The organism is Microbulbifer magnicolonia, from assembly GCF_035117725.1.
In the GTDB taxonomy this organism is placed as follows: Bacteria; Pseudomonadota; Gammaproteobacteria; order Pseudomonadales; family Cellvibrionaceae; genus Microbulbifer; species Microbulbifer magnicolonia.
This window is the reverse complement of record NZ_JAYEFD010000001.1, coordinates 1,980,189-2,005,651: the sequence shown is the minus strand read 5'-3', so window position 1 is coordinate 2,005,651 and position 25,463 is coordinate 1,980,189. Positions and strand designations below refer to the sequence as shown.

The 25,463-nt window shown below is 62.0% G+C and carries 19 protein-coding genes; 5 read left to right on the top strand and 14 right to left on the bottom strand.

What is annotated here, in order from left to right; all coding sequences use genetic code 11:
* Nucleotides 1-24 precede the first annotated feature (24 nt).
* The 4 genes from dxs to RRF64_RS08745 all read right to left on the bottom strand — a co-directional run bounded on the left by dxs (nucleotide 25) and on the right by RRF64_RS08745 (nucleotide 4,826).
* A complete protein-coding gene (dxs, locus tag RRF64_RS08760) occupies nucleotides 25-1,944 on the bottom strand; it encodes a 1-deoxy-D-xylulose-5-phosphate synthase (RefSeq protein ID WP_323845611.1) in 1,920 nt (639 codons plus the stop codon).
* A 192-nt stretch (nucleotides 1,945-2,136) separates the two neighbouring features.
* Complete coding sequence (locus tag RRF64_RS08755; protein WP_422732624.1) at nucleotides 2,137-3,030, bottom strand: polyprenyl synthetase family protein; 894 nt, start codon at nucleotides 3,028-3,030, stop codon at nucleotides 2,137-2,139.
* Nucleotides 3,031-3,048: 18 nt separating this feature from the next.
* Nucleotides 3,049-3,318: an exodeoxyribonuclease VII small subunit gene (locus RRF64_RS08750; RefSeq protein ID WP_323845453.1), complete on the bottom strand. Its 270-nt coding sequence runs from the start codon at nucleotides 3,316-3,318 to the stop codon at nucleotides 3,049-3,051.
* A gap of 83 nt (nucleotides 3,319-3,401) precedes the next feature.
* Nucleotides 3,402-4,826 carry a DUF7133 domain-containing protein gene (locus RRF64_RS08745; RefSeq protein ID WP_323845452.1) on the bottom strand — a complete coding sequence of 475 codons (1,425 nt, stop codon included), beginning with the start codon at nucleotides 4,824-4,826 and terminating at the stop codon, nucleotides 3,402-3,404.
* 844 nt (nucleotides 4,827-5,670) lie between these two features.
* Here RRF64_RS08745 and RRF64_RS08740 point away from each other — a divergent pair.
* Nucleotides 5,671-6,246 carry an HNH endonuclease gene (locus tag RRF64_RS08740; RefSeq protein WP_323845451.1) on the top strand — a complete coding sequence of 192 codons (576 nt, stop codon included), beginning with the start codon at nucleotides 5,671-5,673 and terminating at the stop codon, nucleotides 6,244-6,246.
* Between the two features lie 118 nt (nucleotides 6,247-6,364).
* Here RRF64_RS08740 and RRF64_RS08735 read toward each other — a convergent pair whose 3' ends face one another.
* The 6 genes from RRF64_RS08735 to RRF64_RS08710 all read right to left on the bottom strand — a co-directional run bounded on the left by RRF64_RS08735 (nucleotide 6,365) and on the right by RRF64_RS08710 (nucleotide 13,786).
* Nucleotides 6,365-7,357 carry a D-alanine--D-alanine ligase gene (locus RRF64_RS08735; RefSeq protein ID WP_323845450.1) on the bottom strand — a complete coding sequence of 331 codons (993 nt, stop codon included), beginning with the start codon at nucleotides 7,355-7,357 and terminating at the stop codon, nucleotides 6,365-6,367.
* A 25-nt stretch (nucleotides 7,358-7,382) separates the two neighbouring features.
* A complete protein-coding gene (mepA, locus tag RRF64_RS08730; RefSeq protein WP_323845449.1) occupies nucleotides 7,383-8,231 on the bottom strand; it encodes a penicillin-insensitive murein endopeptidase in 849 nt (282 codons plus the stop codon).
* Between the two features lie 144 nt (nucleotides 8,232-8,375).
* Entirely contained in the window at nucleotides 8,376-9,458 is a 1,083-nt protein-coding gene (gene hisC / locus RRF64_RS08725) for a histidinol-phosphate transaminase (protein ID WP_323845448.1), read from the bottom strand.
* Nucleotides 9,455-10,519, bottom strand: a complete 1,065-nt coding sequence (locus RRF64_RS08720; protein ID WP_323845447.1) for an FHA domain-containing protein — start codon at nucleotides 10,517-10,519, stop codon at nucleotides 9,455-9,457. Before RRF64_RS08720 ends, hisC begins: the two co-directional genes overlap by 4 nt.
* Nucleotides 10,510-11,823, bottom strand: coding sequence for a S1C family serine protease (locus RRF64_RS08715; protein ID WP_323845446.1), 1,314 nt, complete (start codon nucleotides 11,821-11,823; stop codon nucleotides 10,510-10,512). Before RRF64_RS08715 ends, RRF64_RS08720 begins: the two co-directional genes overlap by 10 nt.
* Before the next feature lie 181 nt (nucleotides 11,824-12,004).
* Entirely contained in the window at nucleotides 12,005-13,786 is a 1,782-nt protein-coding gene (locus RRF64_RS08710; protein WP_323845445.1) for a trans-sulfuration enzyme family protein, read from the bottom strand.
* A 628-nt stretch (nucleotides 13,787-14,414) separates the two neighbouring features.
* On the opposite strand from RRF64_RS08710, the gene RRF64_RS08705 reads away from it, so the two are divergent.
* Entirely contained in the window at nucleotides 14,415-14,924 is a 510-nt protein-coding gene (locus RRF64_RS08705; RefSeq protein ID WP_323845444.1) for a hypothetical protein, read from the top strand.
* On the opposite strand, the gene RRF64_RS08700 is transcribed toward RRF64_RS08705, so the two are convergent.
* From RRF64_RS08700 to RRF64_RS08685, 4 genes are all read right to left on the bottom strand, one after another.
* On the bottom strand, nucleotides 14,925-17,468 hold the full coding sequence (locus tag RRF64_RS08700; protein WP_323845443.1) for a protein kinase domain-containing protein: 2,544 nt from the start codon (nucleotides 17,466-17,468) through the stop codon (nucleotides 14,925-14,927).
* 131 nt (nucleotides 17,469-17,599) lie between these two features.
* Nucleotides 17,600-20,194: a protein kinase domain-containing protein gene (locus RRF64_RS08695; RefSeq protein ID WP_323845442.1), complete on the bottom strand. Its 2,595-nt coding sequence runs from the start codon at nucleotides 20,192-20,194 to the stop codon at nucleotides 17,600-17,602.
* A 118-nt stretch (nucleotides 20,195-20,312) separates the two neighbouring features.
* A complete protein-coding gene (locus tag RRF64_RS08690) occupies nucleotides 20,313-21,299 on the bottom strand; it encodes an FHA domain-containing protein (protein ID WP_323845441.1) in 987 nt (328 codons plus the stop codon).
* A gap of 463 nt (nucleotides 21,300-21,762) precedes the next feature.
* Nucleotides 21,763-22,296, bottom strand: a complete 534-nt coding sequence (locus RRF64_RS08685) for a MarR family winged helix-turn-helix transcriptional regulator (RefSeq protein WP_323845440.1) — start codon at nucleotides 22,294-22,296, stop codon at nucleotides 21,763-21,765.
* Between the two features lie 494 nt (nucleotides 22,297-22,790).
* Between RRF64_RS08685 and ectA the strand changes: the two genes are divergently transcribed.
* The 3 genes from ectA (at nucleotide 22,791) to RRF64_RS08670 (ending at nucleotide 25,463) form a co-directional block, all read left to right on the top strand.
* A complete protein-coding gene (gene ectA, locus RRF64_RS08680; RefSeq protein WP_323845610.1) occupies nucleotides 22,791-23,288 on the top strand; it encodes a diaminobutyrate acetyltransferase in 498 nt (165 codons plus the stop codon).
* A 56-nt stretch (nucleotides 23,289-23,344) separates the two neighbouring features.
* Complete coding sequence (gene ectB / locus RRF64_RS08675) at nucleotides 23,345-24,688, top strand: diaminobutyrate--2-oxoglutarate transaminase (protein ID WP_323845439.1); 1,344 nt, start codon at nucleotides 23,345-23,347, stop codon at nucleotides 24,686-24,688.
* Nucleotides 24,689-25,058: 370 nt separating this feature from the next.
* The gene (locus RRF64_RS08670; protein WP_323845438.1) at nucleotides 25,059-25,463 is read left to right on the top strand and encodes an ectoine synthase; all 405 of its coding nucleotides are present in this window, start codon (nucleotides 25,059-25,061) and stop codon (nucleotides 25,461-25,463) included.

Below are 25,463 nucleotides of genomic sequence, written 5' to 3'. Positions count from 1 at the left end.
CCAACTTGGGCCCCGTTACTTCAACTAGATGGCGGCCGCTTTCTCTTCAAAGCCCTTGCCGTTCAGCAGCTGCAGGCGGCGGCGGATCTGTTCCTCGATACCGCCGGCATCGAGGCCTATGGCGGCGAGCAGATCCTTGTGTTTGCCGTGTTCGATAATCTTGTCCGGCAGGCCCAGCTGTAGCAGCGGAACCAGGGTGCCGCTGCTGTTCAGGTATTCCATGACCGCGCTGCCGGCGCCGCCGGCCACGGTATTCTCCTCGATGGTGACCAGCAGCTGGTGGTCCGCGGCCAGCTCGTCGATCAGCTTCTCGTCCAGCGGTTTCACCCAGCGCATGTCGGCGACAGTCGCGCCGAGCCTCTCTGCGGCGGCCAACGCCGGTGCCAACAGGGTACCGAAGTTCAGTATGGCGACCCGGCTGCCCTCGCGCAGCAGCCGGCCCTCGCCGAGCGGCAGTGCGGTCATCTCCTCGCGAATCTCCACGCCCAGGCCTGTGCCGCGCGGGTAGCGCACCGCGGCGGGGCCCGGGTGCTGATAGGCGGTGTAGAGCAGCTGGCGACACTCGTTCTCGTCGCTGGGCGCAGCGATAGCCATATTCGGCAGGCAGCGCATATAGGTCAGGTCGAAACTGCCGGCGTGGGTAGGGCCGTCCTCGCCGACAAGACCGGCGCGGTCGATCGCGAAGGTGACGTCCAGATCCTGGATGGCGACATCGTGTACCAGCTGGTCATAGCCGCGCTGCAGAAAGGTCGAGTAGATGGCGACAACGGGTTTGGCGCCCTCGCAGGCCAGGCCGGCCGCGACAGTCACCGCGTGCTGTTCGGCGATGGCCACGTCGTGGAAGCGCTCCGGGAAGCGCTCGGCGAACTCCACCATTCCGGAGCCCTCGCACATGGCCGGGGTAATGCCGATCAGGCGCTCGTCGCGCTCGGCCATATCGCAGAGCCAGCGGCCGAAGATGTCCTGGTACTTGGGTCCGCTCTTTTTCTTCTCCCCGGGCACTGCAACCTGAACCTTGGGCTCCGGCTCCAGCTTGTTGAGTGCGTGGTAGCCGACCGGGTCTTCCTCGGCGGGGCCGAAGCCCTTGCCCTTGGTGGTGACGATATGCAGCAGCTGCGGCCCGCGCTGGGTGCGCAGGTTGCGCAGTGTGTGCACCAGGTCGTGCATGTTGTGGCCGTCCAGCGGGCCCACGTAGTTGAAGCCCAGCTCCTCGAACAGGGTGCCGGGGGTGATCATGCCCTTGACGTGCTCTTCGGTGCGTCGCGCCAGCTGCCAGGCCTTGGGAATGGCCGACAGTATCCGGCGGCTGCCCTCGCGCATGGTCAGGTAGGTCTTGCTGGCGAGGATCTTGGCGAAGTAGGTGGCCAGGCCACCCACGTTCTTTGAGATTGACATGCGGTTGTCGTTCAGTACCACCAGCATGTCCCTGCCGGTGTGCGCGGCGTGGTTCAGGGCCTCGAAGGCCATGCCCGCCGTCATGGCGCCGTCGCCGATGACCGCCACCACCTTGCGCTCGTCCGGCGAGCCCAGCGCCATGCCCAGGGCGGCACTGATGGAGGTGCTGGAATGGCCGACGCCGAAGGTGTCGTAGGGGCTCTCGCTGCGCTTGGGGAAGCCGGACAGGCCGCCCTGCTGGCGCATGGTGAGCATCTGCTCCCGGCGTCCGGTGAGAATCTTGTGCGGGTAGGTCTGGTGGCCCACATCCCAAACCAGCCGGTCCTCCGGCGTGTTGTAGATGTAATGCAGGGCGATGGTCAGCTCTACTACGCCCAGGCCGGCGCCGAAGTGGCCGCCGGTCTGGCCGACGCAGTACAGCAGGTATTCGCGCAGCTGACTGGCCAGTTCCGGCAGCTGGCGCTCGTCGAGGGCGCGCAGTTGCGCGGGCTCGTCGATCGTGTCGAGCAGTGGCGTCTGCGGCCTTGTGCGGGGAATTTCGTCGAACATCAAACGTATCAATTGCAACTGATGTGTAGGAGAGGGGGATTGTATGCCTGTGACGGCGATATTGCATCCCGCGGTCGGGACCGGGGCGGCGCAGCTTGCGCCGGGGACCGGGCGGGTAGCGCTCATCTGCCGCTTGCGGAAGAGGGCGGACCCGCGGCCCGATGCCGAGCCGGGGCTCGGCGCTCCCGGCGATCAGTGACTGCGTTGAACTATGTAGTCCGCGAGCTGGCCCAGCAGGCTGGTGTCGCGGTCCAGTTGCGCCAGGGACTCCAGTGCCTGGCGGTGCAGGCCCTGCAGTTTGTCCCTGGCACCCTCGAGGCCCAGCAGCGAGACATAGGTCGGCTTGTTGCGCGCGGCGTCGGCGCCCTGGGTCTTGCCGAGGGTGGCGGTGTCGGCGGTGACGTCGAGGATATCGTCCTGCACCTGGAAGGCGAGGCCGATGGCCTCGGCGTAACGGCTTACAGCGGCCAGCTCAGCCTCGTCTGCGCCGCCCAGCAGGGCGCCCATACGGGCACTGGCGCGGATAAGGGCACCGGTCTTGAGGCGGTGCATGGTTTCCAGTTGGGGCAGGCTCAGGGCTTTGTCGACCGAATCCAGGTCGATGGCCTGGCCGGCGACCATACCGCGGCTGCCTGCGGCCGCGGCCAGTTCCTCGAGCAGGCGCAGTTTCAGTGCGGGGGCGGCATCGCTCGCCAGCAGCAGTTCGAAGGCCTGGGTCTGCAGCGCGTCGCCGGCGAGAATGGCGCAGGCCTCGTTGAATTCGATATGGCAGGTGGGGCGGCCGCGGCGCAGGTCGTCGTCGTCCATGGCCGGCAGGTCGTCGTGGACCAGCGAGTAGGCGTGGATACATTCCAGCGCGGCGGCGGCCGCGTCGCAGCGCGCGGGCACGAAGTCAGCGCCGCGCAGCGTCTGCGCGCAGGCGTAGACCAGGCCCGGGCGCAGCCGTTTGCCCGGCCCCAGCGCAGCGTAGCGCATCGCCGCAAACAGCTTCTCGGCACCGGCGGTGGATGGTTCGAGCGCGCGCTCGATCTCTGCTTCCACGCGGGCGGCGGCCTGCTGCAGGAAGGTCTGCAGCTGCGCGGACATGGGCTCCGGCCTGGTCACTCAGGCTTCTTCCCCGCCAATGTTCGCGGGATTGTCTTCATGGGCATCGAAGGGCAGTTCGCGGATGCTGCCGCTCTCCTCCATCAGCACCTTGACCTTCTGCTCGGCACTGGCGAGCTTCTGCTGGCACTCGCGCGTGAGTTTCACACCGCGCTCGAAGTCTGCCAGGGCTTCTTCCAATGGCAGGTCGCCCGCCTCCAGCCGTTCGACCAGCTGTTCCAGCTCTTCGAGCGCCTCTTCAAAGGTCGCCGATTTCTTTTTTGCCGCCATTGCATCGCCTCGTTAACTTGCCGGGGAACCTTAGCCGCTGGCGCCTGAAGGGTCAATTGGTGCACGGGTGCCAGGGCTGCAAATCAATGTTTGGAGCTGTTGCTCTCCACCTCGAGTGACATCAGGTAGTGGGCCAGGGCGCGTTTCTGGGTGCCGCTGAATCCGTAGTTGGGCATCGGCGGCGTGGGCGTGTCGAAGTAGTTCGCCAGCGTCTGCAGGTTATACTTCTTCGCCAGGCTTCGCAGCGGCACCTGGGCGGCGTGACACTGGGTGCAATTGTGCCGCCGGTAGAGTTCCTCGCCGCGCAGCGCGGCCCCGGAATCGATGACCAGCGGCTTGTTGGGCGCCTGCATGCGCGGCTTTCCCTCCGCGGCGGCGCCCGCCGAGCGCGCCACGCCGGCACTCACCCGGTAGACGGCGCCGGCATAGTCGTCAGAAATGTAGATGTTGCCACTGGCGTCTTCGGCAATGGCGACCGGTCTGCCGTGGACTTCCGATTTGTCGTCGCTGAGGAATCCCCACAGAAAGTCCCGTTGGTGGATGTAGCCCCGTTCATCCCAGTGCAGCGAGACGACCTTGTAGCCGTCCTTGACGCTGCGGTTCCAGGAGCCGTGCAGCGCCACCAGGGCGGCGTCGCGATAGCCCGCCGGCTGCGCCGGGCTGCGCAGGAAGGTGATACCCAGCGGCGCATTGTGCGCGGGGAAATCGTGTACCGGCGGCCGCGATGCGGCGATCTTCTGCGCTATCTCGGCGCTGGCATTCGCGCCGCTCTCTTCTGGGGTGAAATGCGGGTCCGGTACGCGGTTGCCGTTGGCATAGGGCCAGCCGTAGAAGGCATTCTTTTCCACCAGATTCAGTTCGCAGGGGGGGAAATCGTCACCGAGCCAGTCGCGGCCGTTGTCCGTAGCGTAGAGACTGCCATTCTTGGGGGACCAGTCGAAGCCGACACTGTTGCGCAGGCCGGTGGCGTAAATTTCCAGACTGCTGCCATCGGGCCTGAAGCGCATGATGGCGGCGCGCCGCGGGTCTTCCTCCTCGCACACGTTGCAGGTGGAACCGCTGCTCAGGTACACCCAGCCGTCCGGGCCCATGGCGATGGTCTTGGTCCAGTGATTGCCCTCGTCGCCGAGGCCCTCGAGAATTCTCTGGTAGCTGCCGGCCAGGCGTCCGTCAGAGTGATCGAAAGGAACGCGCCCCACGCCGTCACTCTCGGCGATATACAGCCAGTTGTCGTGCAGGAAAAGGCCGTGGGGGCGGCGCAGTCCGTCGATCAACACACGCTGGCCATCGGCGCGGCCGTCGCGGTTACTGTCTGCCTGCAGCAGGGTTACCTGGCCGCGCTTGGGCTGTGAGGCAATCACGTCGCCACGGCGGGTGACCGCCAACCAGCGGGCATTCGGCACGTCATCGGCGAAGAGGTCGATCCGGTAGCCATCTGCGGTGTGTAGCTGTCGGTCGACGGTTTCCACGTCGGTGTCCGCGCCGCCGGTCAGTTGTCTCCATGGCACGCTGACGCCGGGCGCGAAAATAATTAGCATCGAGAGGACAAGACCGAGGGCAAGAAAAAAAATTAGCGTATATTTCAACAGGCTTTTCACGACAGTGATTGATCTCGTAACGAATATGGCTATAGTGACGGCTTCTTGTTTTTGCGGCGCCAGTTTTACCATAAGCGGGCGCCACCCGTCTTCGCCGCCATCCGCGCGTGGGATATTTCACCTCCTTGTGAGATATCTCGCACAAGAAAATCAGCCAATTGCCTCTACTATTTTTTCCCCTGATGTCCATAATGAAATTGCAAGGACGCACTAAGGGACTGACTTCAGCGGCAAGGGAAAAAAGGGACTGCGCCGCTCGCCCTAGGGACATGGGCACCATCCTGTGAGACGCACCGCCCGGGCCGGATTGCCCGGGCGGTGTTTTATTGGGGGTTTGCGAAAGCGGCTGCCGCCGCGCCGTCACCCAGCCCGACCCCGTCTTCCTCTCCAAAATTAATCCTGAACCCCCCGCACTGTCTGGAAATTGAAACAATTGTGCGCTTTAATCATTGTAGTTCGGCCAATAATACGGACGGCCGGCGGAGGGTGATGCATTCAGTAATCCAGTGCTAGCAGTGTCCGCTTTCCTACAGCCTCCATTCTGCTGGCGGGCGATCCCCTTCTCACCTCTGAATTCTTGCAAAAGCCCTGCCGGGAAACCGGCGGGGCTTTTTTGTGCGGCGCATCCCGGCCTTGCCCTTCGCGGGCCAGCCGAAACTGGCGGGATGCGCAACCGACGCTTCATGAATTGCTCCGGCTCACATTCCACTGATCGAATTGACTGTGATCCTTTGAACTGCAGGGAGGGACGGCGATGCAAGCGAGAATTCTGCGACTGAATCTGGCCGGGCAGCCGCTCGAATGGCTGAACTGGCAGGAGGCGGCCTGCCTGTATGTGCGCGAACTGGTCACCTGGTCGCTGGGCGGGGTAGTGCAGCGGGTGCATGGAGGGATCAACCGCTTCGGGGAGCGCTCCTGCCTGGATCTGGCTGCGATCATCGCCTGCGGCGGCGAGCGCATGGCGCGCCCGCGCCGGCGACCGCCACTGACCAACCGCGCACTCTTCTTCCGCGATGCCCACACCTGCATGTACTGCGGCAATGAATTCCGCACGGCGGACCTGACCCGCGACCACGTACACCCGGTCTCCAAGGGTGGGATGGACGCCTGGGAAAACGTGGTGACCGCCTGCCGCCGCTGTAACCAGCACAAAGGCAACCGGCTGCTGGAAGATATCGAAATGGAACTGCTGGCGCTGCCGTTCTGCCCCAACGCGGCGGAATACCTGGCGCTGATCAACAACGAGCGGATCCGCGGCGATCAGATGGAATTTCTGCGCGGCCAGTTCTCCCGCCGCAGGCAGGAGGGCTGGTTGGCAGTCAGTGGTTAGTGGTGCGTGGCTCTAGTCACTGGCCACTAAACAGTTCAGCGACAACGGAGGGCGACCTTGATAATCAGAAGTGGATCCCGGTTCAAAGTATTGCCGCAGCGGGCAATTTTCAGAGCGGCTATTGCACTGCCGCTCGAATCAGGCTGGCCAAGTAGCGCGAGAAGTCGTGGCCGGCGTTGGCCATCATCTTGGGGAACATCGAGATGGGGGTCATGCCGGGAAAGGTATTGACTTCATTGAGGTAGATTTCGCCGTCATCGGTCAGGAAGAAGTCGATACGCGATAGGTCCTTCAGCTGCAGGCCGATAAAGGCGCGCCGCGAGGCCTCCTGGATCCAGCCCAGCTGGGCTTCGCTGAGCCCCTTGGCCTCCACATGGGTGACGGCGCGACTGCCTTCTGCGTATTTTTCCTCGTAGCTGTAGAAGGTGTCCGCCGGCGCGCACACCTCGCCCGGCGGCGTAATGACCAGCTCGCCCTCGTAGGTGTAGGTGGCCACTTCCAGCTCCCGCACTTTCAGGCACTTTTCCACCAGTACGTAGGGCGATAGCGCGAAGGCCTCCTCCAGCGCGGTCTCCAGTTCCGCGGCCGAACCGACCTTGTAGCAGCCCACCGAAGATCCCTGGTTGGAGGCTTTCACGAACACCTGACCCCACTCCTGCAGCGCCATGCTGGCCTTGCCGATCTCCTCCGCGTCGCTGCTGCACAGGAACTGGTAGGGCGTGTTGTCGATCCCCAGTGCGCTGAGCCACAGTTTGGTGGTGATCTTGTTGAAGCAGATCTTGCTGGCCTCGGGACCACAGCCGTAATAGGGGATACCGAATATTTCCAGTTCGGATTGCAGGTCGCCGGTTTCTCCCGGATAGCCGTGGATGGACGGAATCACATAGTGAACATCCCAGGTCTCGCCGCTTTCATCGCGCAGCGCGCGGTCCTGGGTCAACTGGTGCACCCGGCCCTGCCGGTCGGTCAGGCGGCCGTTGCCGTCCATTTCGACGCGCAGCAGCGCAATATCGTCCAGGTGTCCTAACTGACGCTCGATAAAATCTGCGGTGCGCAGTGAGACCTCGTGTTCGCTGCCGCCGCCGCCGCAGATGAGCAGGGTATTGATCATGCTGTTATTCCTTTATCGGCCGCGCTCAGGGCGCGTCTAAAACCTGTTCGCACTGCTGCGGCATCGGCTTCGGCTTGGGCTTCTCCGGCTGGGGCGCGGTCCCGCTCAGCATTGCGTAGAATTCTTCGCTGAACCACCAGTCCAGGTCCTTACCGCAGGGATCGTTGCGCACCGGCTGCTGGGGCTTGCAGTATTTTTCGCCGTCCGGGCAGGCGAGGCGCACATGGAAATGATAGTTGTGTCCCCACCAGGGGCGCACCTTGCGCAGCCACTCGTTGTCGCTGCCCGCGATACTGCACAGTTTACGCTTGATGGTCGGGTGCACGAAGATGCGCTCCACCCGCTCATCCTCCGAGGCCAGGCGCAGTATCTGCGGGACCCTCTCATCCCAGTTTTTCTCTATTAGGCGGTGGTCGCGCTCATCGGCGAGCGGGATGGCGGAAATGTTATCCCGCTCCCAGGCGGTCAGCGGGCGCTTGGCGGCCCGCGAGTCCTGGGAGTACCAGATATCGATATCCAGACCTGTCTGGTGGCTGCGGTGGCCATACTGGAAGGGACCCCCGCGGGCCATGGACATGTCGCCGATCTGCAGCCGCCCCAGGTCGTTGCGCGCGACGCTGCGGGAGAAATCTACCAGGAACGCCACGGTGGCCGGATGGGCGAAACGGCGCCCGCGCCCGGTGCGCACCAGCTGGAAACCCTCGCCGCGCAGGGACATCTCCTCGGCGCCGCTGAGACAGCCGTTGGTGTAGGTGCCGATACTGGCGGAGACCTGGGAGGACGGACGCTCAACCTCTTCCCAGGGGTTGGCGCCAGCGCCGTCGCTGAACGCGAGGATGCCAGTGAACAAAATAGTGGCGAAAAGAAAGTGCATAACCGCTCTACTGCGAATTTAAGGACGGATGTATTCCCGCGCGGCCAGCGGCCGCTTCTATTCCTATAGCCCTATAGTCCTATAGGGGCGGGTCGGGTGCGCAGGTCACACCCCGGCGAATGCCGGTAATTATAGAGGGGCGAATCAGCTATTCTGTGACGCCATTATCTCCGCACAGGCCGACAGCAGTGCCTCCATTTCCCCGTCTGTGCCGATGGAGATACGCAAGTACTCACTAATGCGCGGTTTGTCGAAATAGCGCACCAGTATGTCCCGCTCGCGCAGTGCGCGGTACAGGGTCGCCGCCGCCAGCCGCCGGGGGCGGGCCAGGACGAAATTGGCCGTGGATGGCACCACGTCGAAATCCAGCGCGCGCAGGCCCTCGACGGTCCGCTCGCGGGTGGCGATCACCTTGCCGCAGCAGTCCGCCAGCCAGGCGCTGTCGCCGATGGCGACGGTGGCCACGCGCTGGGCGATGGCGTCGACGGGGTAGGAGTTGAAGGAGTTCTTGGTCCGGTTCAGCCCCTCGATCAGGTGTTCCTGCCCCATCGCGAAGCCGAGCCGCAGTCCGGCCAGGGAATAGGACTTGGACAGGGTGTGGACCACCAGCAGGTTGGGATAGCGGTCGATCAGCGCCACGGCACTCTCCCCGCCGAAATCGATATAGGCCTCGTCGACGACAACCACCCGTTCCGGCTGCAGCTGCAGCAGCCGCTCTATCTCTGCCAGGGGCAGGCAGCGCCCGCTGGGGGCGTTGGGGTTGGCGAGTATCACGCCACCTGCGGCGCCGCGGTAGTCCTCCACCGCCAGGCTGAAGTCATCCCGCAGCGGCACAGCGCGGTGTTCGATGCCGTAGAGCTGGCAGTAGACCGGGTAGAAACTGTAGGTGATGTCCGGGAACAGCAGCGGTTCGTCGTCATCGCGGCGGAAGAAACTGTAGAAGCTGTGCGCGAGCACCTCGTCCGAGCCGTTGCCGACGAACACCTGCGCCGCCTTCAGGTCGAAGCGCGCGGCAATGGCCTCGCACAGCGCACAGGACTCCGGGTCGGGGTAGCGGCGCAATGCATCGGCCAGCCGTGCGTCGCCCAGGACCTCCAGCGCGCGCGGTGACGGCGGGTAGGGGTTTTCGTTGGTATTGAGTTTGATCAGTGTGCGGCCGCGCGGCTGCTCGCCGGGCACATAGGGCTCCAGTTGCGCCAGCGAGGGGCTCCAGAATGGATTGCTCAAGACTCCGTCTCCGTTGTGTCGCCCGCGCCGTCCTCGGGTGCGGTGGTATCCGCGTCCTTATCGGCTTTCTTTTCCGCCTTTTCTTCCTTCTTCTTCTCGATGGGGATATCAAACAGCGCCGGGGAACTGGCGATAAACTGCTCCATCGGCACGGGCTTGCGCAGCAGCAGGTCGTCGTATTTCAGTTCGGTGGAGATCTCCGGGATGTCGCTGAAGTCGTCCATGCCGCCGATCGTCTCCGCGAGACCGAGGCCGAGGAAACCCCAGGGCAGCACCAGCGCCACCGCCCAGCGCCAGCCGCGCGACAGATTGGTAGCCAGGTAACAGGCACACCACAGCATGGCCGGCAATATGAGCGCCAGCACGACGAAATCCAGTAGCTGCACCAGGTTGCCGAGGGCGAAGTTGTAGTTCAGCAGGGTGCTGAACCAGTCCCAGCCGGTGTAGATCAGCGCGCCAATGGCAGCGATCGACAGGTGGGTGAAAAAATTGGTCTCGTGGCGCACCACCCGGCCGATAAACGCCCAGGCGCCGGCGTAAACCAGCAGGCCGATCACGCTGCCCGACAGCAGATTGACGGCGACGGTCCACTCGTAGTTGCGCGCATAGCCGAGGTAGCTGATCACCAGGGTGGTCAGGGCCACGGTCAGCAACAGGCCGATGGCACCGGCCGGGCGCGACAGATTGCCGAAAAAGCTTTCCAGTGAATGCAGCGGTACCGCCTCTGGTATCGCCGCCTCGCTATTGATCAGGCGCAGGTGTGTCTTGCCGCACTGCACCAGGTCGTCGGACTCGATCATGCGCTCGGATACGTCGCCGGACTTTATCGACTTGTCGCGCGCATTGCCCAGCAGCTGGGTGCCGTTGACGCTGTCGAGGTCGCGCAGGTAATAGCAGCCGTCCTCGGCCAGGCGGATTTCCGCGTGGTGGGCATCCGCGTGCATATCCTCCAGGATCAGGTCGTTGTCGTAGCCGCGGCCGAGGGTAAAGCGGTCGCCATCCATGCGATAGCGCGCTTGCACCCGGTTGGCGCGGTTCAGTTCTTCGATAATCAGTGCCATTGGATCTCGCTTGTGAACTTCTCGGTAAAGGCCGCGGCAGATTCCTGGGTAAATCCGGACAGGGTGAAGTGGCTGACCAGGGCGCGGTTTTTCTGGTCCACGCTCAGGCTCAGGAAGAAGATGTCGTACAGGTCCGGGAAGTCCTTGTAGCGGCGCACGCAGTAGCTGGTGCGGGCCACAATCGGCTTCTTGTTGCGCTCGGGCTTGGATGTGGGCGTCTCGCCGTCGCGCGCCTGGGACGTAAAGGCCTGGCGGCACTGGAATTTGGTGACGTCTTCCTCGCCAGCGGTATTGCCGGGATAGAAACTGCTCATCTGCTGCTCGTACTCGGCGTAGAAGCGCGACGGCAGCAGGTCGTCCGCCTCCAGCCAGAAGAACTCGTATTCCACGCGGCCGGTGTTGAAGTCCTCGGACAGGAAGACCACGTCCTGGCCGGTGCAGCCCTTGTCGATACGCGTGACCGGGTTGTCGTCGCTCTCCTGGGTGCTGCCCCAGCACTGGATGGCCGGCACTATCTCGCCGACCACCTTGGCCTCGCCCAGCGAACGCCGCTGCCAGTCGGCCTGCAGGATCGAATCGATGATGCGCTGCTGGTTGTCCAGCAGCTGCTGGTGAGTAACCGCCTTGAGATCGACGGAATTGCCCTGCTTGCGAAAGTGCTGCAGCAGGTTCGCGAGCTTGTCCACCGGCACCAGGAAACTGACCTGGTTGCCAGCCGTAGCCACGTTGATGCCCACCACCTGGCCGCGGGTGTTGATGGCCGGGCCACCGCTCATGCCGGGGTTGATGGATCCGGCGAAGTGGATGCGATCGTAGAAGCTGCCGCTGGCGATGCCGTTGTAGGTGCCGGGAATCAGCGTCATGCCCAGGTCCAGCGGGTTACCGAGGGCCACGATGGTCTCGCCCTTCTTGGGGGTGTCCTCGGCCAGTTGCAGATAGTCCTTGCCGGGCTGATCCTGGCGCAGTATGGCCAGGTCGTTGATCACATCGATGTCCAGCAGCTCGAGGTTGCCCTTGACCCCGTCCACCGACAGAAACTCCAGCTGGTACTTGTCCGGTTCCGCCACGGCCTCGGCGACGACGTGGTAGTTGGTGGCGATCAGACCGTCGGCGGAAATCTGAAAACCGGAGCCCAGCCCGGCCTTCGAATTGGAGGATTTCTCGATCAGGCGAATCTGGTACAGGCTGCCGCGATAGTCGCTGTAGAGCTGCTCGTAGCCCTGCGCTGTCACCAGGTTGGAAAAGGCAAGTCCGGTAAAACAGCACAACAACAGGGCCAGCAGGCGGGCGGAGAGGTTCAGCATTTTGTTTGATTAAATTATGGGCAGAAGACGTTTGATATTACGGGATATAGGGTAGTGCAACAAGCGCCGAACCTCTGACTCGTAATAGCGGCGCAGGCCGGTATCCAGACCTTGCAGTATCGGGCGGCTTAGAACTGGACCCCGGCCTGCACCGGGGTGACGAGTCGGAAATGATTGCGGGTCAGAGGTAGTCCGCAACGGGCGGAAAGGCCTCCGCCACCTTCTTGTGCGACTCCAGATAAAAACGCGCAAACAGCGCATCCGCCTCCTTGCCCGTCATAAAACCGTCGCTGAAGCCCGAGCGCACCGGGTCCAGGTGCAGGCGCGCACAGCTGATTGCGTGCGCCGCCAGCTGCGCCATGTTTTCGTCGCCGACGGAAATGCGGATGGTGGTGGGGAAAATACCCGCCGCCAGCATCGCCTCCGGCGACAGCTCCGAGTGGGAGGTGAGTGCCGGGCAGAGCACCATGGTGTTGGTCTGCCCGAGGCTGACCATCTGCCCGAAGGCCGGCTCCAGCGCATCGAAGAAGCGCTTGAACGCCTCGGTCGGCAACTGCGCCGCCTCCATGTCGATGGTGAACAGCGGCGTCGGCAACTGGTAGCGCAACAGCGCCTCGCGCAGTCCGCTGTTGGGGTGCGATGCCAGCGCGTGGCTGTTGACGCGGATATCCGGGTGGCTGGCGAAGAAATGGCTCAGGCTCAGGGTGTTGATGCACTTGGTCAGCATGCGCATCTCCAGTGTGCGCATACCACTGTGCACCTCCCAGGCCTTGTCCGCATCCAGGAAGGCGCCCTTGATGTAGTAAACATCCCAGAACAGGCACTGGTTCCAGTTCAGCCCCTCGGCGCTGTCGCCCTTGGGAATAAACATGCGGTGGTTCTCGCCGATCACCACGCCGGCGGTGGCCGTACCGCTGCCGTCGAGATCCTTGGTATAGGAGTGCACGACAAAATCGGGTCGTTCGCTGCGGTCCTGCCGGCGCAGCGGCTGGTACAGAAAAGGCGTCGCCAGGGTCGCGTCGAGGCTCACCAGCAGTTTCTCGCGGTGTGCGGCGCGGCAGATGGCCGGCACATCCAGCATGATGCCGTGGGGATTGCAAGGGGATTCAATGTAGACGTGGACACGCGCGCCCCCGTTTAAGGCATCGGCATGATTCTTTTGGGTCTGCCGCAGTAACTGCTCGAATTCGTCGCCGGTGGTGCCGTCGAACCAGACCAGTTCGATTGCCAGCTTGTCCTCGCGCGCATAGAAATCCTGCAGCAGCTGGTGCACGCCGCCGTAGATATTGCGCGACACAATCAATAGGTCGCCGCGGCTCAGCTGATTGGACAGCAGCGCATCGATCGCCGCCATGCCCGAGTTGAAATTCCAGGCCAGATATTGATTGGCTTCGGGCCCGCACTCCAGGTCGACGATCGCGTTGGCCAGCGAGATGGAAGTCGGGTTCAGCAGGCGCGAATAGATATCGTGGCTGGGCTCGCGGCCGCGGAATGCATCGTCGATCCACTCGGTGCAGGCGTAGATATAGGTGGCGGTGCGCGCGATCACCGGCGTCGCGGAGAAGATCGCCGGGATATTGTCGAACAGCGGGTAGCCACCGCGGGTGGTGATATTGAAATCGTCTCCCTGCAGGCTCTGGAAACTGGCGCGCAGCGGGTTCTGCAGCGTGTCCAGCAGCTTGGCCAGCTGGAAACTCATAAAACGCTTGGCATTGAAATAGGCGACCCTGTCGGAGCGGTCCAGCCGCTGCAACGTCTCCGCGGTCAGTGCCCACAGCTGGCTCAGGTTGCCCTGGGCGCGGTACAGCAGCTCGGCGGTCTCCAGCAGCAGGCGGCCGTGGTCCGAATCCGCATCGATGGCGAAGTGCTGCAACTGCTCCCGCGCCAGCCCCTCGACACTGGTGGCCTGGGTGCTGTTGCGGCGGGGAGAGAGAATTTTCGCGTCGTTCAGATGTTCTTCCATCTTGCCCCCATCATTTCCTGCTTATTGTTATAGCCCGACTGCAGCTGCCCGCTAAGGATGCGGAGGCAGCTATCCCGTAATGGCGTGTAATGCCATGTGATCGACCTGTAATCGGTGGGTGCGTACATTAGCGCGCAGGGTTGCGGGGGTAACCGCGTCTGTGGATGTACCGGCGCTCTGTCCAAGGACTGGCAGACCCCGCAACACCGGATCCGAGGGATCGGATGCCTGCGCCCCCAAGTGGCGCAGTGCGGGAGGGAGACCCATTCAGCGTAAGCTGGACAGCCAAGCCGGACTCGGCAAACACAGAGCCTAGTCTGCCGGGATTTGGGGAAGGGCTTGGCCGGGGCACGGATGCCTCATTTCGCTCTTGATAGTGTTGTTGTAACCGTCGATGGCTGGGACCATCAATTCGGGCCGGTGGTAACGGAGTTACCACCGGCATTTTTTTTTTGCTTTTTTTGTCGTTCCAAGGCAGGTCACCGTAAAAATGTGATGGAGTTCCGGTGGCGGTTGGCATTATGCTATCAGCGCGTTTTTCCACCGGCGTCTTGGGGCAGTCGGTGGGCGAAATCTATTCAATAACCCTGGGCGGTTAACAGGGAACAAGAACAAACAGGAGTGGAAAATGAGCTCAAATGCCGTAGCAGATTATTGCAGTACCTTACCGGTCTTCGAGGTGGCGTTGCCGGAAGGCGACAACAAAGCCTCTTACGACCTGGTGTTGAAGCCGGTTCCGGCGGACGATGGTGTTGACCAGTACTGGCCGCTGTACCACGAAGCGGATGAAGGTGAGCAGTTTGGCAATATGCTGTTCAAGTTCAATGGCAAGAACGGCAAGTTCACGCTGAACATTAGCCTCGACCTGTCAGAAGTTGCGGGTGCGAAGTTCGTCGACAATTCGGGCAATCTGGATGGCATCGTAGGGCTCAGCCCTAACTTCAAGCACGAGTTCAAATCTAAGGTTGTATCTGGCTCCAACGGGACTCAGCTGGAAATTACGATCAAGAATAAAGACAAAAAGAAAGACCCGGATCCGAGCAAGGATGCCTTTTCCTTCCTGTGGCTATGCGAGAGTGCGACTATCGGTGGCCAGTTCAAGTCCGGTGACCCCGAGGCACACATCGAGCCGCAGTGATCAGTCGCAGATAGCAGTCGCCACTACTTTTGATACTTGGGGCTGGGTACAGAGCTGCTGGAAGGCAGGCAGATTGAACCACTCTGCACTCATGCCCTGCTCTAAGAGTTGGGAAATATAGTAGTTAGCGGCAGGCCACTGATTCGAGATGGCGTACACTTGGGCGGAGAAGTATCGTACGTACTTATCCTGAGGGGCGGCTTGCAATAACTCCGTTACTAAAGTGATCCCCTCTGCTGTTCTGCCGAGGTGGGCTAAAGCAAGCGCCCGGTATCGGCGCTCTTTGAGGCCTGTAGAATTTCGGGTCAAGTCCAACACCTCTTGGAAAACGTGCTCCGCCTCTAGTTTCTGACCAAGCATCAAGTAAGTTTCAGCAGTCTGCGACTTGATGAATATATCGTTAGGAACTTGAGAAAGTACACTTTTTAACTCAATAAGTGCTTCATTGTAATTCCCTTGCAGAAAGTGGGTTGAACCTAGGTTCAGTTTTGTGCGCCAGCCACGTAATTCTTCAGGGATGGCGGTAATGGCCGCTTCAGCTTTAGCTAGATTTCCGCTTTCCAGCTCGATTACACCCAGTAACGAATATGAAGACCAATGCTGCGGGTAATTGTGCGTAAGTCGCTCCAGTGTCGAGCGCGCTGAATTGTAGTCACCGCTGGCGGTCTGATTGATGGCAATTAGATACAGGTTATCGGCCGAGGGATTGAACGCGGCTGCCTTCCGTGCGTAGCTCAACCCCGACTCGTAATCTCCCTCCATATAAAGAAAACGCGCATACTTAGCTAGCAAAGTCGCTGAGGGTGACGTCTGATCGTCCAGCCGCTTGAGTAGCGCATCAAACTCGCTCTTATCGTTACTGTAAGTGCGCAACCAGAGTTCCAGCTCGAGAATCAGATTCGGATCTATGCCCCGGCCTTCGGCTCTATCGACGATGTCGAGTCCGGTCTGGAGGTATTTTTGCTCATTAGTGAGCACAAACAGATCGGTTGCCACTTGAGTGAGCATCCGGTACAGATTGGGATTTTGGGGGTAGGATCCCGATAAACTATCGAGCCTAGCCAAATCCTCTACGGTGTTTTCCTTGCTCTCCAAGCGGCTAATAATACTTAGGTAGTCGGCGTAATCCCTATCGGACATCATCACCTGCTCGTCAGCAGTCTTTGCATATCCGTTCGGGAAGAGTGTGGTTGCACTGTTGCCTATGTGGTATTCCGCTTCCTGCCGCTTATCCGCAAGAAACGCAAAGCTCGTTTGCTGCTTGATCTGACTATCCGCCGGCCCAATCCTTTGCAGCTCAATTTCACAGCGCACCTGCGCACACTCCAGCTTCGCGAACAGCGCGTCGGTCACGCCCTTGTCCCGCAGTGCCTGCAACTGCGCATCGAAATCCTGCCCCTCCTTGGGGGTAAAGCTCACCAGTGCACTGGCTTTGAGCTGCGAAGCCGCATTCATCAGCGCCTGCCGCACCATGGTCGCGGTCAGCGCCTTGGCGTTGTCCTCACCGCGCACCTCGCCGTTGATCTCCACCGGCAGCACGGCGATATATTGCGGCTCCAGTCGGGTGATCTCTTTCCAGCCCCAGTAGCCGCCACTGGCCAGAACCGCCAGCCCGGCCAGTGCGCCGAAAATGCGCTTCCGCCTGTTCGGCGGCCTGCGCAGCAGCTGGGTAACGGTGGCGGAGAACTCGCGCGTGTCGGTATCGCCGCCCTGCTGCAGGAAGGCGAGGGCCTCGGCCACCTGCGCGGCGGAATCCGGCCGCTGTTCCGGCAGTTTGCCCAGCAGCCTGTCCAGCAGTACTGCCAAAGGCTCCGGCAGGTGCGGGTTGGCTGTCTGCGGTGGAATATGGGGATTGCTGACCACCTTGTGCGCCAGCGCCATGGTGCCGCCTTCGCCTTTGTCGAAGGGTTTGACGCCGCACAGCAGCTCGTAGGCGATGGTACCGAGGCTGAACAGGTCGCTTCTGGGGCATAGCGGGTAGCCCTGCAGCTGTTCCGGTGACATGGCGTCGACGGTGCCGGCCACATTGCCCTCGCGGGTGAGGGTGTCCATGTCCTGCTGCAGGGACTTGGCGATGCCGAAGTCGTTTATTTTTGCGGTAAGAGTGGCGGTGCCGCTGCCGGCGCCATTGAGGGCGATCAGGATATTGTCCGGCTTGAGGTCGCGGTGGATGATGCCGAGGGAGTGGGCTTCGCTCAGACCGTTGCAGATCTGGATCAGCAGCTCGAGCTTCTGCTGCAGGCTGGGCGTGCGTTCGCGCATCCACTGCTGCAGCGTGCTGCCCTCCACGTACTCCATCACCAGCGCGATGCCGTCACCGTCTTCGATCACGTCGTGCAGCTGCACGATATTGGGGTGGTTGAGCTGCGCCAGCAGCTGCGCCTCGGACTGGATGCGCTGGGCGGCGGTGCTGCTGGTACTGTCCTTGCGCAGCTTCTTGATCGCCACCGGGCGCTGCAGCTTGGTGTCGCGCGCCAGGTAGACGATGCCCATGCCACCGGCGCCGAGCGTGCGCTCGATGCGGTAGCGGCCCAGTTGCAGCACATCCGGTTCGGCGACTTCCATAGCCATTTATTCTTGTTGGTGGTGGTAAGGTCCGTTACATCCGGTGCTTCGCCCAACCCCGATGGCGCCGGCGAAGTGGCGCCCAGTTTACTGTGAAAATGTGACGCATTCTATTTCTGTGCAATCGCTGAGCTCTTCTGGCGCTCGGCGCAGAGCGCCGGGTAGTCGTCGCGCAAGTCGGCGAAATCGGCGCGGCTGCACACCGGTGCAAACGGCGTGGTATCGAACCAGATGGGCGAAACACCCTGTTCCAGGGTTTTGCGCACATGGGCCTTGGCGGAGAGCAGGTCGCCGGTGGTGACGTAGATCTGCGCCCGCGCGTAATTGACATAGAGGTCGTCCGGCGCGCGGCGGCGGATTTTCATCAGGTTCTCGATCGCGTGGCTGGGCTGGCCCAGCTCGGCGTAGGCGCGGGCCTGCATCAGCAGCCCCTCCCAGTCGGTCCGCTCGCGGGTCAGCTCCAGTGCCTGCTGGGCAAAGTCCTGCGCCAGTTCCGGCCGCTGTTGCGCGCGGGCAATCTCGGCCTGGTACAGCAGCGGGTCCGCATCGAGCGGCGCGCGCTCGGCCACGCCGGCAAAGCACTGCCCGGCGCGGTCGAAGTGCTTTTCGATGTAGTGGGCGAGGCACAGGTTGTAGGTGTCCATCGGCCCCAGCTGCTCGACATCGGCGCTGTTGAGCAGACGGATGGTCTCTTCGGGGAAGCCGCGGTCCAGCTCGTTGGCGGCCAGCAGGGAGATGGCGTCGATATTGCTGTCGCTCAGGGCAATGGCGCGCTGCAACAGCGGCTTGGCGGCCTCCATATCGCCACCGGTGGTCAGGGACAGGGCCCTTTGCAGCACATAGTTGAAGCTCTCGCGCTGGGCCAGCGCCTGGTCTATGGCGGCGAGAGCCTGCGGGTATTCACCGCGCTCCTGGTGGTACACGGCCAGCAGGTGGTAGTAGCTAGCCTGGTCCGGCAGGACGATCTTGAGCTGTGCCAGCAGCGCTTTGGCGCGGCTTTCCTCGGCGCGGTAAATCGCCAGGCGCAGTTTCGAGATCAGCACCGCGGGGTGCTCGGCGATGGCCTCCGGCGCCAGGTTCAGGAAGCGCTCCAGGCGATCGATGGTCTTTTCACTGCGGGTATTGAAGCGCTGGTCGATCACCAGGTCGCCGTAGAGTTCGTAGTAGGGTGGGAAGTTCGGTGTCCGTTGCTGCAGCTCTTCCAGCGCGCTCAGGGTCGCTGCCATGTTGGCGTAGTCGTCGCGGCGCTCGAACAGGTCCAGGTAGCGCTGGTAATCCTGGGCGCTGATATTCAGTCTGGACTCGCGGTCCCGCGGCAGGTACTGGGGCAGCAGGTAGTTGAGCTGCTGCAAAATGCGCGCACGGGATTCCAGGCTCTCCTCCGGATCCAGCATGGTGCCGCGGCTGGCGATGACCGCCAGGTTGCGGGTGTCGATCAGTTCCAGCGACGCTTCGCAGCGCCCCGGGTCGCAGGACAGCGACGGGTGCAGCAGCAGGTCGGCGTTCAGCGCCTGCGCCTGTTTTCGCAGTGGCTGGCCCGACAGTTGTTCCGATTCCGAGTAGGGCACCAGCAGCAGACCATCGCGGTTGGACAGCCCCTGTTTGATGGCGCTCAGCGCGTTGTTGCCCAGCAGGCGGGCCTCGGCGGTGGTCAGGGACTTTGCGTTCGGCGCGACAATGGCGATGTACTTGCCCGCCGCGCTGCTCTCCGCTGCCGGCAGCAGCGCCGCGGCTACGGCGACCAGCAGCGCGGCGCCACCGGCGAGAATGGCGCCAGTGAGCAGCTTGCGGCGCTTGCCCCGGCGCCTCTGGCTGCGGTGGTAGCCCTCGGCGGTAATCGTTACGGTGCGGCTGACGGTGTCTGTGGACCTGTCATCCAGCTCCATCAGTATTGCGTCCAGCTCCGCCGCCACCGCGGTGGCGTTGACCGGTCGCCTGTCCGGCTGCTTTGCCAGCAGCCGGTCCAGCAGCTGGCACAGTGCCGGCGGCAGCTCCGGATTCAGTTTTGCCGCCGGCGGGTGTGGGCTGTTGATGATGCGGTCGACGGTGATAAACGGGCTGTCGTGCTCGCCGAAGGGGTTTTGCCCGCACAGCAATTCATAGGCCAGCACGCCCAGGGCGAAGAGGTCGCAGCGATTGTCCAGCGGTTTGCCGAGGGCCTGTTCCGGCGACATGGCCCCCCAGCTGCCGGCGATATGCTGTTCGCGGGTCAGGTCGCTGTTCTCGCGCCAGTTCTTGGCAATCCCGAAATCCGTGATCTTGGCGGTGTTGTTGTCATCGATCAGGATATTGTCGGCTTTCAGGTCGCGGTGAATGATGCCGATGCTGTGCGCGCGGGCGAGGCCGTTACTGATCTGCCTGAGCAGCTGGAGTTTCTGTTGCAGGCTGGGATTGCGCTCGCGCTGCCACTGGCCGAGGGAGCAGCCGTCGACATATTCCATCACCAGGGCGACATCGTCCTGCTCCTCCACCACATCGTAGATCTGCACGATATTGCTGTGGTTGAGCTGCGCGAGCAGCAGTGCCTCCTGGCGGATGCGCAGGTGCGCGTTGCTGCTGGTGGGATTGCTGACCAGCCGCTTGATGGCCACGCGGCGGTGCAGGCGCTCGTCGGTGGCCAGGTAGACCACGCCCATGCCGCCGGCGCCGAGTTGCCCGGTTACCCTGTATCGACCGATGTGGAAAGGTTGCTGCTCTGACGCCATGGATCTTGCTGAGTGGCCCTGTTGTTACGCTATTGTCGCGTTGCGCCATCCCTGGCAAGCCGTCGTTGTTGTCATCCAGTGTGGCCACCCGCCTGTCCGTTGCGGGCGGCCCGCTCGATCAGTCCGTCAGTGCGCGCCTGGATAGATTTGCCTGGGCCTCCAGTTGCGAGCCCTTGTAAATTTCAAAGCGGCGGCAGCCGAGGCGGATCTCCCAGGAGCGGCGCTCTACCAGGCCGGAGGTGTCGATGGCGTCCGGCAGGGTCTCGGCGATCTGCTTGCGCGCGCGGAAAATCTGCGTGTTCAGGTGGTTGACGGTAATGCCGAGCTCGCGGGTGGCCACCTGGATGGAGACCCAGCCCTGGGCATCGGGGTCGGCGCCCCGCTCCATGTCGCGAACGCGGGCGCGCGCCAGGTACAGCAGCAGGTAGTTGTGAATGCGCGCGGGCAGGGCCTGTTTCATGTCCTCGCGGCGCAGCTGCAGCTGCACATGCTCTTCGTGATGGCTGACGGAAAAGCGCAGCTCGAAATCGGTGATCGACAGCTGCTGCAGCGAGAGTTCCTTGGTCGCGCCCTGGTTGTCGGCGAGAAACAGTTGCCAACTGTGCAGCCCGCAGTCGATGCGCTCGCCGTGCTTGATCGCGACGGCGTTGTCGATGCCGTTCGAATTGCCGGTCAGCTCGTACAGCCACTGGCCGGTGACCGGGCTGAAATGCAGGCTGGCCAGCGGTTCGCGCTCGTTCGGCAGCAGGTGGTACTGCTCCAGGGACTGCGCCTCGCCGGTTTGCAGGTCGATCAGCAGGTTTTCCGGCGCGTCCAGGTTTTCGACAATCCAGATGGGGTTGTTCGCGCGGCCGAAGGCGATACGGTCGCCCTGCTGCAGGGGATAGTTCTTGGCCGGGACCAGTTGCTGGCCATTGACCCAGGTGCCGTTGCGGCTGAGGTCGCGAATGTTCCAGTGGGTACCCGTCCACTGGATGGCCGCGTGAATGCTGGAAATCTCCGCGCTGGTAATGCGCGTGTCCACTGCCCCCTGGCGGCGACCTATGGTGTGGTGCGCCATCAGGTATACGGGCTGGTCCCTGTCTGGATGCTGCAGGCAAGCCATGCTTTAGTCCCTTTCCCCTCTGTTCGTATCGTTGGGGTGTGTGCGCGAAGGCAGCGAATGACTCCATCAGGACAGGCGGCGCAGGCGCGGGATGCATGGCCCACGGGCGAAAAACAGCTGGGGCTGTTTAGAGGTTCAATTTCGCCAGGCGCCGCACCGCTAACTGCTGTCGATATTTCTGGTCTAGCCCAGAGACACTGCATTTTTAGCGGCGCTTTTGAGATAGTTATTGCGCCCTGTCTTGAGTAAGCAGTCGCTAACGTCAAGGCGGGCGATTGCTTTAGTGTTGTCGCTCCATTTATACCGATCTTCGGTGCGAATGCAACGATTGAATGCGAACGGCCCTATTTTCGCCGGTAAATTGCGTTGGCGTCAAAAGCATCTTGCGGGCTTTATTGGTGCACCGGTGTGAACTGCCGCCAGCCGGGCGCTTATTGCTTTGTTACTGCTCGCCATGCCCGGCTCAGATTTCTTCCTGTTCCTCGTCGTCTTCGTCCGACTCTCCCGGCGGCAGTTGCCTGCTGTCCTTGCGATCCAGATCGCCGACATCCAGTACCGGCGAGGCATCTATATGCTCTGCATCCATCATCCGCGCCACGCGCTGCAGTGAGGAAATGATCATCGACTGTTCCCAGTCGCGCAGATCGCGAAACTGGCGCACGAAATGTTCCTGCAGCGGGGTCGGCGCATCGCGCAGAATCTCCGCGCCCTTGTCGGTCAGGTAGGCGTGCACCTTGCGTTTGTCCTCGGAGGAGCGCTCGCGGTAGACGAGGCCGCGCTTTTCCAGGCGGTCGAGAATGGTGGTCACCGTCGCCTGGCTGAGGCTGATCTCCTTGGCCAGTGCGCCGATGGTGACCTGGCCCTTTTCCCGTATTGCCTGCAGCAACAACAGCTGCGGGGCGGTGAGTCCCGCGGTCTTCACCAGCTGCTTGGAGTGCAGGTCGGTGGCGCGGATCAGCCGGCGCAGGGTAATCAGTACTTCTTCGATCTTATCCATCAGTTCTTCTAGCGGTGATTGGGGGCGCTGCAGATCGCGACCGGACAAATGTTTGCGGCCGACTTTAGGCGCTGCGCGACGATTGTCAATTGCTTCCCGCCCCACCTTTCGCTCGCCCCCCCTGCTCCGGAGGCGGGTGTCGTCCCCTCTCTCCTCGCGGTGTGATCTGGTTACCTCTTGATCAATTTCCATTGGGCTGGCCTTGCGATTACGCGTTTGTTTAGAGTACTATGCAAAAAATTATTTAGAGTAGTAAATAGTTTTGAGTTTAAAAGGTCAAATATGGCCTTTAAGGTGTAAAATGTTGCCGGTATGTGAACTTTTGCGCCTTATTCAACGATTTGACAACTAAAGGTATTGATTTGAACGCCACAAGCGTTGCAGCTGCCCTCAGCGAAGGTAAACAAAGTTCGAACGAGCGCTCGGACAGCCAATCGGAAGAATCTGCGGAAGAAAAGCTTCCCGCGCGGCAGGGGTCCAAAACCAGGGAAGCCCTGCTGCGCCGACCGGTCAGCGAAGATGGTGCCGCTGTGCATCGACTGATCAGCCGCTGTCCGCCATTGGACGAAAACTCCATCTACTGCAATCTGCTGCAGGCCAGCCACTTCTCTGATACCAGCGTCGCCGCCGAAGTGGATGGCGAACTCGCCGGCTTTGTCTCCGGCTACCTGATGCCGCAGCGCCCCGACACCCTGTTTATCTGGCAGGTGGCGGTGGCCTCAGAGGCGCGCGGTATCGGTCTCGCCGGACGAATGATCCGCGAGATTCTGCGTCGTCCCGCCTGCGTCCAGGTGCGCCATCTCGAAACCACCATTACTCCCGACAATACCGCCTCTTGGGCGCTGTTCCGCGGCCTGGCCAGAAAGCTCGGCGCCGGCTGTGTCGACTCGGTCATGTTCGACCGGGAGCGGCACTTTCGCGGCCGCCACGACAGCGAAATGCTGCTGCGCATAGGTCCATTTGCCGAGGCCGCTGCCGCTTCCACGGAGTAGTGCCGCCAGTTTTCCTTTTTAGTGAATAGCCAACTCATCAAACAAAGGTTGCCATCATGAAAGTTTTTGAAGAGATCGAATCAGAAGTGCAGAGCTATGCCCGCGCTTTCCCGCGCGTGTTCAACAAGGCCCAGGGGGAATACCTCTACGACGAGGACGGCACCCAGTACCTGGACTTCCTCGCCGGTGCCGGCACCCTGAACTACGGCCACAACAACCCGCTGTTCAAGGAGGCGTTGCTCGAGTACATCCAGCAGGATGGCATTACCCACGGCCTGGACCTGCATACCAAGGCCAAGCGCGAATTCCTCGAGACCTTTTATGAAAAGATCCTCAAGCCGCGCGACCTCAACTATGTAATGCAGTTCACCGGCCCCACCGGCACCAACGCGGTGGAGGCGGCGATGAAGATCGCGCGCAAGTACAAGGGTCGCGAGAACATTATCTCCTTCACCAACGGCTTCCACGGTTGCAGCATGGGCGCCCTGTCCGCCACCGGTAACTCCCACCACCGCGGTGCGGCCGGCGTGAGCATGAATGGAATCACCCGCATGCCCTACGACGGTTACCTCGGCGACGACATCGACACCACCGCCTACCTGGACAAGGTGCTGTCCGATTCCTCCAGCGGTGTGGATCACCCGGCCGCGGTGCTGGTGGAAACTGTGCAGGGCGAAGGCGGCATCAACGCGGCCAGCATCGAGTGGCTGCGCAACCTGCAGAGCGTGTGCAAGAAGCACGACGTGCTGATGATCATCGACGACATTCAGGCCGGTTGCGGCCGCACCGGCAGCTACTTCAGTTTCGAAGAGGCCGGTATCTCGCCGGATATCGTCACCCTGTCCAAATCCCTGAGCGGCTACGGCCTGCCGTTTGCGGTTGTGCTGATGCGCCCGGAGCTGGACCAGTGGAAACCGGGTGAACACAACGGCACCTTCCGCGGTAATAACCTGGCGTTCGTCACCGCCAAGGCGGCGATCGACCACTACTGGAGCGACGACAAGTTCGCGCGGGAAGTGCAGCGCAAGGGCGACTACATCGGCCAGCGCCTGGAAGCCATTGTGCAGAAGTTCGGCGACGGCAACATGACCACCCGCGGGCGCGGCATGTTCCGCGGCCTGAACTGTGTCAGCGGAGATCTGGCCGGGCAGATCACCCGCGAGGCGTTCAAGCACGGCCTGGTCATCGAAACGAGCGGCGCCGACGACCATGTGGTGAAAACCCTGTGCCCCCTGACCATCAGCGACGCCAATCTTAAGCGCGCGCTGGATATCGTCGAGGCTGCGGTGGAAAAAGTACTGAAAGGCACCGAGGTGCCGGAAGAGCACGATTTCTTTGCCGACGACACCGGCGAATCAGCACAGAAGGAAACAAAAGCTGAGCTGGCCGGCGCCGCCTGAAATTTTTGGGGGCCTAGCCGCGCGAACACAAAGCAAAGCTTTGTGCGCGGCTAGGCGCCCCGCCAGGGATGGCGGGGCAGGGGCCCGATCGGTGCCTCTGATGTAGCGCCAGGGAAGGCAGGCATAAATCCGAAACCTGGCTTTGTGCGCGGCTAGGCGCCCCGCCAGGGATGGCGGGGCAGGGGCCCGATCGGTGCCTCTGATGTAGCGCCAGGGAAGGCAGGCATAAATCCGAAACCTGGCTGTGTGCGCGGCTAGGCGCTCCGCCAAGGATGGCGGAGCAGGGGCCTGATCAATGCCTCTGAAGTAGCGCCAGGGAAGGCGTGCACGAATTCCATACCGACTCAAATTAACCGTCAAGAGAAATTCAATGATCGTAAGAACTCTGCAAGAAGCCGAAAAATCCGAACGCCGTGTAGTTTCCGAAGGCTGGGAGAGCACGCGCCTGCTGTTGAAGAACGACAATATGGGCTTCTCCTTCCATATCACCACCATCTACGAAAACGCCGAACTGCACCTGCACTACCAGAACCACCTGGAGTCCGTGTACTGCATGTCCGGTGAGGGCGAAGTGGAAACCGTGGCGGATGGCAAGGTCTACCCGATCCAGCCGGGCACCATCTACATCCTCGACAAGAATGACAAACATATCCTGCGCGCCAAAGCTGAAATGAAAATGGCTTGTGTATTCAATCCGCCGCTGCACGGCAGGGAAGTGCACAACGCCGAGGGGGCCTACGAGCTGGAAGCGGAAGAGGTTTCCGATAACAAATAA